The organism is Streptomyces sp. NPDC023723 (assembly GCF_040639815.1).
GTDB lineage: Bacteria > Actinomycetota > Actinomycetes > Streptomycetales > Streptomycetaceae > Streptomyces.
Window position 1 is genome coordinate 40,293 of the sequence record NZ_JBFAAP010000025.1, and the last position, 15,647, is coordinate 55,939.

Genomic DNA, 15,647 nt, shown 5'->3' on the forward strand with positions numbered 1-15,647 from the left:
CGGCCGGGGACGGCGCGCGTTCACGGGGAAGGCGGGGGCACGGGTGGGCACCGACACCGTGCGGACACCGGCGGCCGACGACGCCGCCGGACGCCGGCGCGAGCAGCGCGGCTGGTACTTCTACGACTGGGCCTGCTCGGTCTATTCGACGAGCGTGCTCACCGTGTTCCTGGGCCCCTATCTCACCTCGGTCGCCGAGTCGGCGGCGGACCCGGACGGGTACGTCCATCCGCTGGGCATACCGGTGCGAGCCGGGTCGTTCTTCGCGTACTCGGTGTCCCTGTCGGTGATCGTGGCGGTGCTGGTGATGCCCCTGGTGGGCGCCGCCGCCGACCGCGGCGGCCGCAAGAAGCCGCTGCTGGGGGCCGCGGCGTACACCGGGGCGGCGGCCACGGCCGGCATGTTCTTCCTGGCCGGCGACCGCTATCTGCTCGGCGGTCTGCTGCTGGTGATCGCCAACGCGGCCCAGTCGGTGGCGATGATGCTGTACAACTCCTACCTGCCACAGATCGCCCCGCCCGAGGAGCGCGACGCCGTCTCCTCCCGGGGCTGGGCCTTCGGCTACGCGGCCGGGGCGCTGGTGCTGGTCGTCAACCTGGTGCTCTACACCGGCCACGACTCCTTCGGGCTCACCGAGAGCGCGGCGGTCCGGGTCTGCCTGGCGTCGGCGGGCCTGTGGTGGGGCGCCTTCGCGCTGATCCCGCTGCGCCGGCTGCGGGACCGCCGGGCGCCCGCGCGGGAGGCGGCCCTGCCGGGCTTCCGCCAATTGGCGGCGACCGTGCGCGGCATGCGGCGGCACCCGCTGACGCTGGCCTTCCTGCTGGCGTACCTGGTCTACAACGACGGCATCCAGACGGTGATCTCCCAGGCGTCGGTCTACGGCTCCGAGGAACTGGACCTGGGCCAGTCCACACTGATCGTGGCCGTGCTGCTGGTGCAGGTGCTGGCGGTGGCGGGGGCACTGCTGCTGGGCCGGCTGGCCCGCAGGTACGGCGCCAAGCGCACCATCCTCGGCTCGCTGGTCGCCTGGACGGTCACCCTCGCGGCCGGGTACTTCCTGCCCGCCGGGGCGCCCGGGTGGTTCTTCGTGCTGGCCGCCGGGATCGGCCTGGTGCTCGGCGGCAGCCAGGCGCTGTCCCGCTCCCTCTTCTCCCACCTGGTCCCGCCCGGCAAGGAGGCCGAGTACTTCTCCGCGTACGAGATCAGCGACCGCGGGATGAGCTGGCTGGGGCCGCTGCTGTTCGGGCTCACCTACCAGCTCACCGGCAGCTACCGGGACGCGATCATCTCCCTGGTGGCGTTCTTCGTGATCGGCTTCGCGCTGCTCGCGCGGGTGCCGGTCCGGCGGGCGATCGGCGACGCGGGCAATCCCGTTCCCGAAAGGATTTAGCACTTGGCGCGAAAGGGCGGTAGTGTACGCCTTTGGCCTGCCAGGCGTACCGTTACTGCGCGTCAAAGGTGCCGAAACGCCGGGTGACATCTCTCAGCAGGTGTGACACACCGGGCGCCGGTGGGTACTGCACTGGTTGACAAAGGCTGCGGCTACGACGGCGACACATGGCCCCGGAACGGGACTCGGGACGGGAATCTTTACCGCCGACCGGACGTTGACCGGATGACGACGACAGCGACACCTGTCCTGTGGGCGACAAGCCCGGGAGGCACGATTCATGAGTGAGCGAGCTCTTCGCGGCACGCGCCTCGTGGTGACCAGCTACGAGACGGACCGCGGCATCGACCTGGCCCCGCGCCAGGCCGTGGAGTACGCATGCGAGAAGGGGCACCGCTTTGAGATGCCCTTCTCGGTCGAGGCGGAGATTCCGCCGGAGTGGGAGTGCAAGGTCTGCGGGGCCCAGGCACTCCTGGTGGACGGCGACGGCCCTGAGGAGAAAAAGGCCAAGCCCGCGCGTACGCACTGGGACATGCTGATGGAACGACGCACCCGCGAGGAGCTCGAAGAGGTCCTTGAGGAGCGGCTGGCGGTTCTGCGCTCCGGCGCGATGAACATCGCGGTGCATCCGCGCGACAGCCGCAAGAGTGCGTAGTCCCCGCGGGGACTGAGTGCCGGATTCAGCGCACGTGAGTGACCGCGGGCGCCGTACGATCTCGTACGGCGCCCGCGGTCTTTGCTGTGTGGATACCGCTGCGTGGAGACCGGAGAAGGCCCCCGGGGGCCAGCGGGTCAGCGGGTCAAGGGCGGGCGCGGGTCCTGGTCCCGGTCGGCTCGCTCCTCCTCGCGGATGACCTCGCCGGGGACCACCTTGCCGTCCGGGCGGTGCATGCGGGCCTGGCGGAAGGCGTCGCCCAGGGTGCCGGGGTCGGCCGCGCGCAGGCGGCGCTCGAAGGTGCGCTCCGCGTACCGGCTCACGGCCTTCTGGACCGGGGGCAGCAGCAGGAGCAGGCCGGCCGCGTCGGTGAGCAGGCCGGGGATCATCACCAGCAGGCCGCCCAGCATCATCAGGCCGTTGCCCTCGCTGTTCGGCCGGGCCGCGGGCGGCGCGCCGCCCTGCTGCTGCCGCACCGTCTCCTGGAGGCTGCGGAAGGCGCGGCGGCCCGCCCGCTTGATGATCACGGAGCCCAGGACGACACCGGCCAGCAGGATCAGGAAGACCACGAAACCACTGGCGGCGCCCGCGACCAGCGTCAGCAGCCAGATCTCCAGGACCAGCCAGGCGGCGACGCCCAGCGGCAGGAACGTACGCAGCCGGGAGCGCTGGGGCCGGACGGGCTGGCTGGGGGTGTGAGCGCCGGTCGTCATACCTCCAGTGTGCCTGGCCCCGGCTCAGCGCGGGATAAGGGGCCCGGTCAGGAGGGCTCGGACCGCCGCTGCGCCGGACCGCCCGGCTTGCCCCGGCCGGTGATCCTGCCGACCCGCTCCCCGACGCCCCAGGCGGTGACCCGCCACAGTGCCTCGACGAGGATGTCCTTGCTCATCTTGGAGTCGCCCAGCTCGCGCTCGACGAAGGTGATCGGCACCTCGACCACGTGGTAGCCGGCCTTGACCGCGCGGCGGGCCAGGTCGACCTGGAAGCAGTAGCCCTGCGAGGCCACCTCGGTCAGTCCGAGGCCCTCCAGGGTCTGTCGCCGAAAGGCCCGGTAGCCGCCCGTGATGTCGCGCAGCGGCAGGTCGAGGGCGAGGCGCGAGTAGAGGCTGCCGCCGCGGGAGATGACCTCCCGGGACTTGGGCCAGTTCACCACCCGGCCGCCCGGCATCCAGCGGGAGCCGAGCACCAGGTCGGCGCCCTTGAGGGCGGTCAGCAGCCGCGGCAGTTCCTCGGGCTGGTGGGAGCCGTCGGCGTCCATCTCGACCAGGACGCCGTAGTCCCGCTCCAGGCCCCAGCGGAAGCCGGCCAGGTAGGCGGCGCCGAGGCCCTCCTTGCCCTTGCGGTGCAGGACGTGGACCTGGTCGTCGACGACGGCGACCTCGTCGGCGAGCTTGCCGGTGCCGTCGGGGCTGTTGTCGTCGGCCACCAGGACGTGCGCCTCGGGGACCGACTCGCGCACCCGGGCGACGATCGCCTTGATGTTCTCCGACTCGTTGTAGGTCGGGATGATCACCAGGGGCGTGCCGAGCGGGCCGAACTCTCTCTCCTGGCCCGATGCCGCTCGCGTCCCGTCACCGTCGTTCACTGCTGCCCCTTCAAGTCCGTCCGGAGAGCACCACCATAGTGGCCGCGGCCTGCGGTGACGTGACAGGAGGTTCGTATGGTGGTGTCGGTTGCACAAAACCTGGGTAGCAATGGGTCTTTTGGGGCGGCACTCGGCCGCGCCCGGCCGTGGCCGGCTACGGATGGGGGCCCGGCGCCCTTCGGGCCGACCCGGGACCCGCTGGCTGCGGATCGACCTAGAGCCGTTGTCTACTGAGCGCCCGGGCCCCACCCGGGTCACACCTCCCGAGGCCGGAACGTTCCCTCGGCGCGGCGCGAGTGCTGGGCCTGGCTCACAGTGGCGGTGCGCCGGTGCGGCACACCGTCGCTGACCCAGCGGCGCCGCGACGTGTGCGCGGTAGTTCCCCGGTCGGGCGTCCGGTGGTGGACTCCGCCGAACCTACCGGCCCGGCTCCGTCGCCTGTCAACAGCCGTTTGACCTGCGGTGATCTCATCAATGCCCTGGTCAGCGGCGAGACGGGCCGGGCGGTGCGACACAGGGACGGAGGAAAGATCGTCGCCCCGTCGGACCTGGGGATCACTCGCCCGGGCGTACGAAGACCGGCCGCCCGCCGACCACGGTACGCAGGCAGACCGGCAGGTCACGGCCCGGGGTGAGGTCGGGCAGGCCGGGGGTGCCGGAGCGCGGGTCGGTCGACCAGCGGGCGACCCGGTCGTCGGGGGCCTGGACCACAAGGTCGCCGGTGCGCCAGACGGCGTAGTCGGCGGGCGCGCCCGGCACCAGGACGCCCGCGTCGTCCCGGCCGACGGCCCGCCAGCCGCCGCGGGTGTGGGCGGTGAACGCGGCGCGGACCGAGACCCGGTGCTCCGGGGTGCGGTGGAAGGCGGCGGCCCGGACGGTGCCCCAGGGGTCGAGGGGGGTGACCGGGCTGTCGGAGCCGAAGGCGAGCGGGACACCGGCGCGCAGCAGGGCCGCGAAGGGGTTCAGGGTGCGGGCCCGGCCGGCGCCGAGGCGGCGGGCGTACATGCCGTCCGCACCGCCCCAGAGCGCGTCGAAGGCGGGCTGCACGGAGGCGGTCAGGCCGAGTTCGGCGAAGGCGGCGACGGTCTCGGCGGTGAGCATCTCGGCGTGTTCGACGCGGTGCCGGGCGGCCCGGACCCGGGCGAGGCCGACCTTCTCGGCGGCGGCCCGGACACCCTCGACGACGGTGCTGACGGCGGCGTCGCCGATGGCGTGGAAGCCCGCCTGGAGACCGGCCTCGGTGCAGGCGACGACGTGCGAGGCGACCGCGACCGCGTCGAGGTGGGCGAGGCCGGTGTGCCGCGCGTCGGCGTACGGCTGGTGCAGGCAGGCGGTGTGGGAGCCCAGGGAGCCGTCGACGAAGAGGTCTCCCGCGGCGCCGGCCGCGCCCAGTTCCCGCGCTTTGTCGACATCCTGTTCGGCCCAGTAGCCGACCACGCGGGGGCCGTCCGCCCCGGCCGCCAGCCGCAGCAGGGCGGTCAGGTCGTCCTCGGAGGAGATCTCCGGGCCTGCGCATTCGTGAACGGTTCCGATGCCGAGCGAGGCGGCGTGGGCGAGCGCGGCGCGCTGCGCCTCGGCGCGCTGGGCGGGGGTGACGGCACCGAGCGCGGTGCCGCGTACCGCGTGGTGGGCGTCGGCGGTGAGGGGGGCGTCCGGGTGGCCGGCCGCGGCCGGGACCAGGTCGAGCAGGGCGGTGCTGGCGACGGCCGAGTGGACGTCGATCCTGCTGAGGTAGAGGGGGCGGCCGCCGGTGGCCGCGTCGAGTTCGGCGCGGGTCGGCGGGCGGCCCTCCGGCCAGGCGGCGGAGTCCCAGCCGTGGCCGAGCAGCACCCGGTCGGCGGGGCGGGCGGCGGCGAACTCCCGCACCCGGGCGAGCGCCGCGGGCAGGGAGGGGGCGTCGGACAGGTCGAGGCCGGTGAGCGCCAGGCCGGTGGCGGTCGTGTGCACATGTGCGTCGGTGAACGCCGGGGTGACCAGCGCGCCGTCCAGGTCGAGCACCCGGTCCACGCCGTCCGCGAAGGCGTCCGCGGCCCCCTCGGAGCCGACCCAGGCGACCTGGCCGCGTTCGACGACCATGGCCGTGGCGAAGGGATCGGCGGGACTGTGGACCTCGCCGCGGCGCAGCAGGACGGTCTCGGTCGGGGCACTGGACTCACTCATGGGCACCAGTCTCACCCCTCGCCCGGGCCACCTGGCACACAGGTCCGTCAGACGCGCGGCGGCCGCGCCTCGTACGGGGTGGAGAGCACGACGGTGGTGCGGGTGGAGACGCCGGCCAACGAGCGCAGCCGGGCGAGGAGTTCCTCCAGTTCGTGCGGGGTGGCGACGCGCACCTTGAGGATGTAGTTCTCGTCGCCGGCCACGCTGTGGCACGCCTCGATCTCGGGGACGCCGGCCAGCCGGTCCGCGATGTCGTCGGGGGCGCTCGGGTCGAACGGCTTCACCGAGATGAAGGCGGTCATCGGCAGCCCGACGGCCTCCGGGTCGACGACCGCGGCGTACCCGCGGATGACGCCACGCTGCTCCAGCCGCCGCACCCGCTGGTGCACGGCCGACGTGGACAGGCCCGTGGCCTTGCCCAGGTCGGTGTAGCTCATCCGCCCGTCCTTGACGAGCAGCTGCACGATCTGTCGGTCCAGCTCCTCCATGGCGCAAGAACCTACAGTGCGCCTGACCTCCCCGGACACCCGAGCACCCCGGATCACTCCCGGCCGGTGAGGGTCGCAGGGCACCCGCGAGCGGCATGTGACGAACGCCACAGGCTTCGAACAGCCTCCGTGATGTTCTCGTGATTACCGCCGACGGGCGGCGGGAAGTGCTTGCTGTGGTCGAGGCCGCAGTGCCGTCCCGGCCCAGCCCGAGGGGGAGAATCCCATGCAGAGTCTTCAGCGCCCTGGTCGTACCACGCCCAAGCGGCAGCAGCCGGTGGTCGAGCCCACGCCGGAGGGTGTCGAACCCGACGCCTTCGACGAGGACGAGCTCGACACCTATGACACGTTCGAGATGTACCGGGTGATCTGCCCGGACTGCGCCCAGCCCATCGCGCTGCTGGCGGACGAGGAGGTGCTCCCGGAGCACGCGCTGTGCGCCTCGCCGTGGAACCCGTTCGGGCTCACGGTCTGCGCCGGCACCGGCCGCCGGGCGACCGACGCCCGTCCCGCGGACGAGTCCTTCCAGCCGCAGGAGCAGCACACCGCCCTGCTGTTGACGCTCCCGCAGGGACTGGACTGGCGGATGCAGCCCTTCTCGCACGTCGGCGGCCCGGGTTCGCGCCCGATGCGGGTGCCGACGATGCGGCGCCAGGCCGCCTGAGGCACGGGAGGCGGCCGGCCGGGCCCTCCCGGCCGGCGCCGTCGGCGCTCGGTGTCACCGGGGGCGCGCGGCCGGACCCCGGTGAACTCGTGCACGATTCCGTGCGCCGGTGACCTGTCCGCGGTTTCACGCGTTGCCCTGGTATGACCCCCACGTTCACGGCGAGCGGGCGTCGGCGGCGCGTGTTCGTCCCGGTTCCCGCCGGAGTGCTGCCGCCGGCGCCCCAGCCGCCGGATCCGCCGATCTACCGCGAGCTGATGCGGGCCTGGGCCGACCGCGGCCGCACCCTGCCGGGGCGCCACGACCCGGAGTGGGCCGAACTCACGGCGCCCCCGCGCGGACTCGGCGACTTCAGCGTTCCTCCGGCCCCGCGAGGTGCCGGGCGATGACCATCCGCTGGATCTGATTGGTGCCCTCGACGATCTGGAGCACCTTCGCCTCGCGCATGTACCGCTCGGCCGGGAAGTCCGCGGTGTAGCCGTAGCCGCCGAGGATCTGCACGGCGTCGGTGGTCACCCGCATCGCCGTGTCGGTGCAGTGCAGCTTGGCCATCGCCGCCTGCCGGGCGAACGGCCGCCCGGCGTCCCGCAGCCGGGCCGCCGCCAGGTAGAGGGCGCGGCCCGCCTCGATCTGGGTCGCCATGTCGGCGAGCATGAAGCGCAGCCCCTGGAAGTCGGCGATCGGCCGGCCGAACTGCCGCCGCTCGGTGGCGTAGCGCACCGCCTCGTCGAGCGCCGCCTGCGCCACCCCGATCGCGCAGGCGGCGATGCCGAGCCGCCCCGAGTCGAGCGCGGACAGGGCGATCGCGAAGCCCTGGCCCGGCTCGCCGATCCGCCGCGCGTCCGGCACCCGTACGCCGTCGAAGTGGACCTGCGCGGTGGGCGAGCCCTTGAGCCCCATCTTCTTCTCCGGCGGCGCCGCGCTCAGCCCCTCGGCGTCACCCGGGACCAGGAAGGCGGTGATGCCGCGCGGGCCGTCCTCCCCCGTGCGGGCCAGGACCGTGCAGAAGTCGGCGATGCCGCCGTGCGTGATCCACGCCTTGGTGCCGGTGATCACCCAGTCGTCGCCGTCCCGGACGGCTCTGGTGCGCAGTGCGGCCGCGTCCGAGCCCGCGGACGGCTCGGAGAGGCAGTAGGCGCCGAGCAGGCCGCCGCCGAGCATCGCGGGCAGGTGCTCGACGCGCTGCTGCTTGGTGCCGTGGGCGGCGAGCGCGTAGCAGGCGAGGGTGTGGACGCTGACGCCGAGGCCGACGGTGAGCCGGACGGCGGCGAGTTCCTCCAGGACCTGGAGGTAGACCTCGTACGGCTGGTCGCCGCCGCCGTGTTCGGCGTCGTAGGGCAGGCCGAGCAGGCCGGAGTCGGAGAGCAGGGTGAAGAGCTCGCGCGGGAAGCGTCCGGCGTCCTCCTCCTCGGCCGCCGTCGGCGCGATGTCGCGCTGGGCGATGTTCCGGACGAGCGAGATCAGGTCCCGGGCCTCGTCCGTGGGCAGGTGACGTTCCACCGGCTGCGGGGCGGGGTCGTGCATGGCGACGCTCTCCTCCCTGTGGGGGCGCACCGGCGGGCGGGCGCCGTGGGTGGGCGGCTCGCCGGGTCGATCGGCCGTGGCCGGGCGCGTACTCCCGGGTCTCGGAAGCTGCTGACCAGCGGCTGTGCGGTGATTATGCCCCGTGGAGCAGCGCTCGTCACCAGTTAACGACCGCTCACTTCGAAGAAATGCTGCGGGCGCGCTCCGGGGCCCGCAAGCGGAACGCGTCCGTTCGGAAAATGGTCCGAACCATTGACCGCACTGGTCTAGTCCTCCTACTGTGACCGCCCACCGCACTATCGCGTTCATGCCAATCGGCGCGTTCTCTCTTCCCCCACGAGGAGCCACCCCGATGCACTTCCCGAACCACCCCCGGCTGCGCGGAGCCGTCTCCGCGCTCTGCACCGCCGTCCTCGGTGCCGGTCTGCTGGCCGGCGCGGGCACCGCGAGCGCCGCCCCCACGGCCGAGCGGGCCGCCGCCGGCGCCAAGACCGTCGGCTACTTCACCGAATGGGGCACCTACGACCGGAAGTACTACGTCAAGAACATCGAGACCTCCGGCTCGGCCGAGAAGCTCACCCACATCAACTACGCCTTCGGCAACGTCACCGGCGGCAAGTGCGCCCTGGGCGACTCCTACGCGGCGACCGACCGGGCGTACACCGCGGACGAGTCGGTCGACGGGGTCGCGGACACCTGGGACCAGCCGCTGAAGGGCAACTTCAACCAGTTGCTGAAGCTGAAGCAGCAGCACCCGGACCTCAAGGTGCTGTGGTCCTTCGGCGGCTGGACCTGGTCCGGCGGCTTCGCCGAGGCGGCCAAGGACCCGGCCGCCTTCGCCCAGTCCTGCTACGACCTGGTCGAGAACAGCAAGTGGGCCGATGTCTTCGACGGCATCGACATCGACTGGGAGTACCCGAACGCCTGCGGTCTGACCTGCGACACCAGCGGCCGGGAGGCGTTCGGGGCGGTGCTGGCCGCGCTGCGCGCCAAGTTCGGCGGCGAGAACCTGGTCACCGCGGCGATCACCGCCGACGCGAGCTCCGGCGGCCGGATCGACGCGACCGACTACGCGGGCGCGGCGCAGTACGTCGACTGGTACAACCCGATGACGTACGACTACTTCGGCGCCTGGGACAGCACCGGGCCGACCGCCCCGCACTCGCCGCTGACCTCCTACGACGGCATCCCGAAGGCGGACTTCCACAGCTCGGCGACGATCGCGAAGCTCAAGGGCCTCGGCATCCCGGCCGAGAAGCTGCTGCTCGGCATCGGCTTCTACGGACGCGGCTGGACCGGCGTCACCCAGGAGGCGCCCGGCGGCACCGCGACCGGCCCGGCGGCGGGGACGTACGAGCAGGGCATCGAGGACTACAAGGTGCTCAGGGACAAGTGCCCGGCCACCGGCACCGTGGCCGGCACGGCGTACGCCAAGTGCGGTTCCGACTGGTGGAGTTACGACACTCCGGAGACCGTCGCGGGCAAGATGGCGTACAAGGACCAGGAAGGGCTGGGCGGTACGTTCTTCTGGGAGCTGAGCGGGGACACGGCGGACGGGGAGCTGATCAAGGCGATCAGCTGACCCGCTCGCCTCAGGGAGCCCGCCCGTCCCGACGGGCGGGCTCGGGCGCGGGGTGGGCGGGGTCCAGTTCCTCTACGGCCCGCAGGGCGCCGCCGAGCATCTTCACCAGCAGGGCGCACATGGTCTCGCGGGAGAGTTCGGGGCGGCCGATCCAGTCCAGGGTGGCGCCCTCCACGCCGCACACCCAGGCCAGCAGTCCGGTGCGGGCCAGTGGCGAGATGCCGGCCCGGCCGTAGGCGCCCTCGGCGAGGGTGCTGACGATCGCCTCGCGCACCTGGTCGCGGATGGCGTGCACCTCGGTGTCGAAGCCGACGCCGCCGCAGACGATGGTGCGGTACGCGGCCTGGTTGTGCTCGGCGTAGCGCAGATAGCCGTCGACGGTGCGGTGCACCCGGTCCACCGGCGGCAGGTCGAGACCGCCGGCCGCGAAGGTGACCAGGTCGGTCACCGCGTCCTGGACGATCGCCAGGTAGTAGCCGCGCTTGGACTGGAAGTAGTAGTAGATCAGCCCCTTGGCGACCTGGGCCTCGTGGGCGATGTCGTCCATCGAGAGCGCGTCGTAGGGGGTGTCGGCGAACAGCCGCCGGCCGATGGCGATGAGTTCGCCGCGGCGGGCCAGCGAGCGGCCGGTGGCACGGGGCCGGGGCGGGGCGTGTCCGGCTGGTGGGGCCGGGGCGGGCGGTTCGGCGCTCTGCTGGCTGGTGTTCACGATCGACCCCGGACTGCGGCGGGCTGTGGACCCCCGCAGTATGGCAGCCGGGACGTGGGTCAGGTCACAGCAGTCCGAGCTGGACCACCAGCATGGCGACGACCACCACGAGGGTCCAGCCGAGAACGTGCTCCAGGATCTGGGGGCCGTCTTCCTGGGGGCCGCCGGTACGGACGCGGGCGGCGGTGGCGCTGTGTGCGGTCATGGCTTCTCGCAGAGGTCGGACTTGCCGGGTGGTTCCCCCCCACCGATCCGTCCACCTTGCCACCGAAAAGCACCGTTGCGACAGAGATGTCCGTCACAGGGCCCGGTCCCCGGCCCGCGCGGCCGGGGACCGTCGTACGGCGGGCTCAGCGCACGCCCACCGCCGCGAGCGCCGCGCGCTGGCGCGGGGTCGGGTGGGCCGGGAAGAAGAGGTAGCAGACGCCGCCGGTGCCGGAGGCGACATTGCCGGCGGCGTTGTAGCGCTTGGTGCGCAGCCAGATGTTCTCCCACTCGCGCCGCCGGTAGACCCGCCGCACCGCCTCGTTGCTGTCGGAGGCCGGATCGCCCGCGATCACATCGCCGTCGGCGGTGAAGCCGATCACCGTCATCAGGTGTCCGGAGGTGCCGTAGCCGGCCCCGGTCAGCTCCTCGGCCAGGAACGACTGGGACGTTATGGCCGGGATGCCCGCCGCGATCAGCGTCTCCAGGTCGGTGAGCGAGCCGAGCCGGGTGACCACGCTCTGGATGCCGTCGAAGGTGGCCGCGTAGGCGGCGTTGAACGGCCAGTTGCCGCAGCCGTCGTACTGGTAGTCGAACGTGTACCGGGCCGCGTGGCAGATCTGCGGGTCGGCGTAGGCGGGGTCGACCCAGGCCAGTTGCTCGGCCGTGAGCCGGCCGCCCCAGTACTCGATGATCATCTGGGACGAGGTGGGGCTGCACCAGGCCTCGCCGCCGTTGTCGTACTCGGGGTACTGGCCCTTGTGCATCTCCTGCGAGTAGCGCGGGACGGCCAGTTCCTGGGCCAGGCCGGGCGCGGCGGCGGGAACGGTGAAGCGGTCCGGGATGTCGGAGCCCATCGCGCCGAGCCGCCACACGGTCGGGGTGGCGCGGGTCCCGGGCCGCCGGTACAGCGTCAGCCGCAGCCGGTAGGAGACCAGCCGCAGCCCCGTCGAGGCGTCGTCGATCGCGAAGGTGTCCGTCCAGACACTGCTCTTCCCGTCGCTCTGGTCGTCGACGGAGGTGCGCCGGATGTCCTGGTCGCCCGCGGCCCAGCGGCCCATCACGTACCAGGGGGTGTCGGTGCCGTCGGAGTAGGTGCCCTTCAGTTCGACCTGGAGCCAGGTGCCGCCCGGGGTGCGGGCGTTCCAGGAGACGATCGCCTCGGTCGACGGCACGGCCGGCCGGTGCACCGGCGAGGTCCAGGTCGCGTACTCCCAGTCGGCCGTGCGGCCGGTGTGCGGGTCGGTGTACGAGGTGGTCCCGGCGGGACTGCCGAGCACGACGCCGGGACGGTCGCCGGCGACGGCCCGGGTGCCGCGCGCGGTACCGCCGCGCCAGTCGCGGTACGTGGTCCAGGCACGGTTGTCGACGCGGCGGGCGGTGTCGGGGTCGGCGCCGTGGCCCGGTGCGTCGTGGGCGGCGTCGGCGGCGGCCGGGGCGGCGGTGCCCGCCACGGCGGCGGCGACCGCGACGGCCAGGACGGTTCTGCGGGACGGCTGTTCGGCTCTGCTCATGGGCGGAAGACCCCCAGGTGTCCGAGTCGGGGCAGGTCCTTGCACGGTTGTGCGCCAACTATGGCCGCAGCCGACCGCCGCGGCCAGCACTTTCCGCCATGCCACGCCCATGAATACCGCTCTTCAGCCCGGCCGCCCGAGAGGTGCCCGCCGGTCGCGGTTAGAGTGCTGCGCGACCGACCGCCGCCCGCCGCACCCCTCAGGACCCGCCATCCACGAGCTAGCCTCCCGCCTTCGCCGGCTGCCCCCGTCCTGCGGCCCGGTCCGGCTGATCGGTGTGGACGGACACGCGGGCTCCGGGAAGTCCACGTTCGCCGGGCGGCTGGCGCGGGCCCTGGACGGCGCGCCCGTACTGCACCTGGACGACCTCGCCAGCCACGCGGAACTGTTCGACTGGACCGGCCGGCTACGCGACCAGGTGATCGAACCGCTCGGCTGCGGCGAGACCGCCCGCTACCGCCCCTACGACTGGCGGGCCCGGCGCTTCGGCCCGCCCCGCGCGCTGCCGCCGGGCCCGGTGGTCCTGGTGGAAGGGGTGGGCGCGGGCCGCCGGGCGCTGCGCCCCTTTCTGGCCGCGCTGCTGTGGCTCGAGCTGCCGCCCGAGCAGGCGTGGGCGCGCGGGCGGACGCGGGACGGCGAGGAACAGCGGGAGTTCTGGGACGGGTGGATCCCGGCCGAACGCCGGCACTTCCGCCATGATCCTTCGCGCCCCCATGCCGACCTCCTGGTGCGACCGGGACAGACGGGACAAGAGGTGTACGAGATGCTCCCGGGACCTGCCGGGACGGGACCCCAGGGCCTCGATTCTCACCCCGAGTGACCGGCCGCCGCCATTGTGTCGAACTTGTGAAAGTGCCTCCCTGGCAAGTTCCTGTGAAGCCCCAACTCGGCTTGACCCAAGGACCGGACAGGTCTTACGTTCTCAATGTGCGGCCTTTCGGGGCCGCCGGCAGACGCGAAGCCCCCGGTTGTTCCCCCGTGATCGGGGGCTTCGTTCTGTCCACATCACCCTTTTTCGGGGTCCTCGACGCCGCCGACCGCTTACCCTCGGTAACCGCGCCCCCTGCGCCCCGTCTGCTTCCGCCCCGCGCAACAGCACGTCACCGCACCCTTCGGAGGGAAGACCCCCGCGGGTACGATGCCCTGGGGTGCGGCCCGCGGACGACCGCTCCGGGCAACTCCGCCCCGGGGCACGGCGGTTCAGCGGTCGGAGCAAGGCGGGCGACGGCCCGGTGGCATACCGACGGGGGCACGGTTCGTGGGGGACGTGATGGACTTCGGCACGCAGGGCCCGCCGGCCCCGGCCGACCTCGCCTGGCTGCGAGGCGTGGACGCCTACACGATGGGCGCCTATCCGCAGGCCGAGGAGGAGTTCCGGACCGCGGTGCGGATCGACCCGGGGATGGCCGACGGCTGGCTCGGACTGCACGCGCTGCGCGTCGACACGACGGCCGCGCTGCTCAGGATGTTCCGGCACCGGGACCGCTTCGGCGAACAGCGCACCCGGCACGGCCGTACCCTCAACTCCTGGTACTGGCTGGGCTGGTGGGTGCAGCCGGTGCTGGAGAGCCCGCGTGACCTGCTGCTCGCACACGCCTCGCACTGGCTGGACGGCCGCCATGTGCCGGAGCTGGACCGGGCGCTGGCCGGGCTGCCACCGGTCGACACCGACCCTCATGTCCGCTTCCTGCACGCCTGCCGGGCCTACCTGGTCAAGGACTGGGAGCAGCTCGTCCGGCACACCGATCCGCTGCTCGGCGACCCGCTGCTCGGCATCGAGGCGGGCCTGTTCGGCGGCATGGCCCGGGTCCGCCTGGAGATGTACGGGCAGGCCGAGCCACTGCTGGCCGGGGCGCTGATGCGGTGCCGCAGCGAGCAGCCGCAGCGCAAGGAGCTGCGCTACTGGCTGGCCCGCTCCCGCGAGGGCACCGGCCGCAGCGCCGCCGCCCTGCCGCTGTACCGGGCCGTGCACCGGGTCGATCCCGGGTTCATGGACACCTCGGCGCGGCTGGCGGCGATCGCCGAGGGCGACGAGTACGAGGACGCGGCGGACCTGGCGGCGCTGACCCTGTCCGGGGTCGGGCAGGACGCCGCGGACGGCGCCGAGGGCCCCGACGTCCTGGACCCGCTGTTCGGCATGGAGGACCGGGACCTGCGGCTGTCCGCCTTCGGGCCGCCCGCCGCTCCCCCGCCCGCGGCGGCCGACCCCTCGGTGCGGCACCGGACCGCGGCGCCCGACCCGTCGCTGCCCACCGGCCCCACCGATCCCCGTTTACTGGCCGAAGCGCTCGCCGAGCTGGAGCGGATGGTCGGCCTGGAACCGGTGAAACGGCAGGTCAAGGCGTTGTCGGCGCAGCTGAACATGGCCCGGCTGCGGGCCGGGCAGGGGCTGCCGGTGCAGCCGCCGAAACGGCACTTCGTCTTCTCCGGCCCCTCCGGCACCGGCAAGACCACCGTGGCCCGCATCCTGGGCCGGGTGTTCTACGCCCTCGGACTGCTCGGCGGCGACCACCTGGTGGAGGCGCAGCGGGCCGACCTGGTCGGCGAGTACCTCGGGCAGACCGCCGTGAAGGCCAACGAGCTGATCGACTCCGCGCTCGGCGGCGTCCTCTTCGTCGACGAGGCGTACGCGCTGTCCAACTCCGGCTACGGCAAGGGCGACGCGTACGGCGACGAGGCCCTCCAGGTGCTGCTGAAGCGGGCCGAGGACAACCGGGACCACCTGGTGGTGATCCTGGCCGGCTACCCGGAGGGCATGGACCGGCTGCTCGCCGCCAACCCCGGGCTGTCCTCCCGCTTCACCAGCCGCGTGGACTTCCCCTCGTACCGCCCCACCGAACTGACCGCGATCGGCGAGGTGCTGGCCGCCGAGAACGGCGACCAGTGGGACGAGGAGGCCCTGGAGGAACTGCGCTCGATCGCCGGGCACGTGGTCGAGCAGGGCTGGATCGACGAGCTGGGCAACGGGCGGTTCCTGCGCACGCTGTACGAGAAGAGCTGCGCCTACCGGGATCTGCGGCTGTCCGCCTACCCCGGCGCGCTCACCCGGGACGACCTGGCGACGCTCAGGCTGCCGGATCTGATGCAGGCGTACGGGGAGGTGCTCTCCGGGCGCGGGCCGCAGGATCCGCCGGCCATGTGAGCACGGATCCGCGCCCGGAGCCTTACGCGC

At 73.0% G+C, this 15,647-nt stretch carries 14 protein-coding genes; 6 read left to right on the forward strand and 8 right to left on the reverse strand.

What is annotated here, in order from left to right; genetic code table 11:
* The first annotated feature begins 43 nt into the window (after positions 1-43).
* Positions 44-1,390 carry an MFS transporter gene (locus tag AB0G32_RS24190; RefSeq protein ID WP_361166873.1) on the forward strand — a complete coding sequence of 449 codons (1,347 nt, stop codon included), beginning with the start codon at positions 44-46 and terminating at the stop codon, positions 1,388-1,390.
* Between the two features lie 280 nt (positions 1,391-1,670).
* Entirely contained in the window at positions 1,671-2,045 is a 375-nt protein-coding gene (locus tag AB0G32_RS24195; RefSeq protein ID WP_003977404.1) for an RNA polymerase-binding protein RbpA, read from the forward strand.
* 137 nt (positions 2,046-2,182) lie between these two features.
* Here AB0G32_RS24195 and fxsA read toward each other — a convergent pair whose 3' ends face one another.
* The 4 genes from fxsA to AB0G32_RS24215 all read right to left on the reverse strand — a co-directional run bounded on the left by fxsA (position 2,183) and on the right by AB0G32_RS24215 (position 6,278).
* A complete protein-coding gene (gene fxsA, locus AB0G32_RS24200) occupies positions 2,183-2,758 on the reverse strand; it encodes an FxsA family membrane protein (protein WP_361166876.1) in 576 nt (191 codons plus the stop codon).
* Positions 2,759-2,805: 47 nt separating this feature from the next.
* Positions 2,806-3,630: a polyprenol monophosphomannose synthase gene (locus tag AB0G32_RS24205; protein ID WP_361166879.1), complete on the reverse strand. Its 825-nt coding sequence runs from the start codon at positions 3,628-3,630 to the stop codon at positions 2,806-2,808.
* Between the two features lie 555 nt (positions 3,631-4,185).
* Positions 4,186-5,790 carry an amidohydrolase gene (locus AB0G32_RS24210; RefSeq protein ID WP_361166882.1) on the reverse strand — a complete coding sequence of 535 codons (1,605 nt, stop codon included), beginning with the start codon at positions 5,788-5,790 and terminating at the stop codon, positions 4,186-4,188.
* A 47-nt stretch (positions 5,791-5,837) separates the two neighbouring features.
* Positions 5,838-6,278 carry an Lrp/AsnC family transcriptional regulator gene (locus AB0G32_RS24215; RefSeq protein WP_016434164.1) on the reverse strand — a complete coding sequence of 147 codons (441 nt, stop codon included), beginning with the start codon at positions 6,276-6,278 and terminating at the stop codon, positions 5,838-5,840.
* A gap of 226 nt (positions 6,279-6,504) precedes the next feature.
* Between AB0G32_RS24215 and AB0G32_RS24220 the strand changes: the two genes are divergently transcribed.
* Entirely contained in the window at positions 6,505-6,942 is a 438-nt protein-coding gene (locus AB0G32_RS24220; protein WP_361166886.1) for a hypothetical protein, read from the forward strand.
* 351 nt (positions 6,943-7,293) lie between these two features.
* Here AB0G32_RS24220 and AB0G32_RS24225 read toward each other — a convergent pair whose 3' ends face one another.
* A complete protein-coding gene (locus tag AB0G32_RS24225; protein WP_361166889.1) occupies positions 7,294-8,466 on the reverse strand; it encodes an acyl-CoA dehydrogenase family protein in 1,173 nt (390 codons plus the stop codon).
* 352 nt (positions 8,467-8,818) lie between these two features.
* Between AB0G32_RS24225 and AB0G32_RS24230 the strand changes: the two genes are divergently transcribed.
* The gene (locus AB0G32_RS24230) at positions 8,819-10,048 is read left to right on the forward strand and encodes a glycoside hydrolase family 18 protein (protein ID WP_361166892.1); all 1,230 of its coding nucleotides are present in this window, start codon (positions 8,819-8,821) and stop codon (positions 10,046-10,048) included.
* Between the two features lie 10 nt (positions 10,049-10,058).
* On the opposite strand, the gene AB0G32_RS24235 is transcribed toward AB0G32_RS24230, so the two are convergent.
* The 3 genes from AB0G32_RS24235 to AB0G32_RS24245 form a co-directional block, all read right to left on the reverse strand.
* Complete coding sequence (locus tag AB0G32_RS24235) at positions 10,059-10,667, reverse strand: TetR/AcrR family transcriptional regulator (RefSeq protein ID WP_361167050.1); 609 nt, start codon at positions 10,665-10,667, stop codon at positions 10,059-10,061.
* A gap of 154 nt (positions 10,668-10,821) precedes the next feature.
* Positions 10,822-10,962, reverse strand: coding sequence for an SCO1431 family membrane protein (locus AB0G32_RS24240; protein ID WP_361166895.1), 141 nt, complete (start codon positions 10,960-10,962; stop codon positions 10,822-10,824).
* Between the two features lie 145 nt (positions 10,963-11,107).
* Complete coding sequence (locus tag AB0G32_RS24245) at positions 11,108-12,475, reverse strand: peptidase C39 family protein (RefSeq protein WP_361166898.1); 1,368 nt, start codon at positions 12,473-12,475, stop codon at positions 11,108-11,110.
* 211 nt (positions 12,476-12,686) lie between these two features.
* Here AB0G32_RS24245 and AB0G32_RS24250 point away from each other — a divergent pair, with 211 nt between their 5' ends.
* Together AB0G32_RS24250 and AB0G32_RS24255 are read left to right on the forward strand one after the other, a co-directional pair.
* Complete coding sequence (locus AB0G32_RS24250; RefSeq protein WP_361167052.1) at positions 12,687-13,295, forward strand: hypothetical protein; 609 nt, start codon at positions 12,687-12,689, stop codon at positions 13,293-13,295.
* Positions 13,296-13,745: 450 nt separating this feature from the next.
* Entirely contained in the window at positions 13,746-15,617 is a 1,872-nt protein-coding gene (locus AB0G32_RS24255) for an AAA family ATPase (protein WP_361166901.1), read from the forward strand.
* Positions 15,618-15,647: the final 30 nt, after the last annotated feature.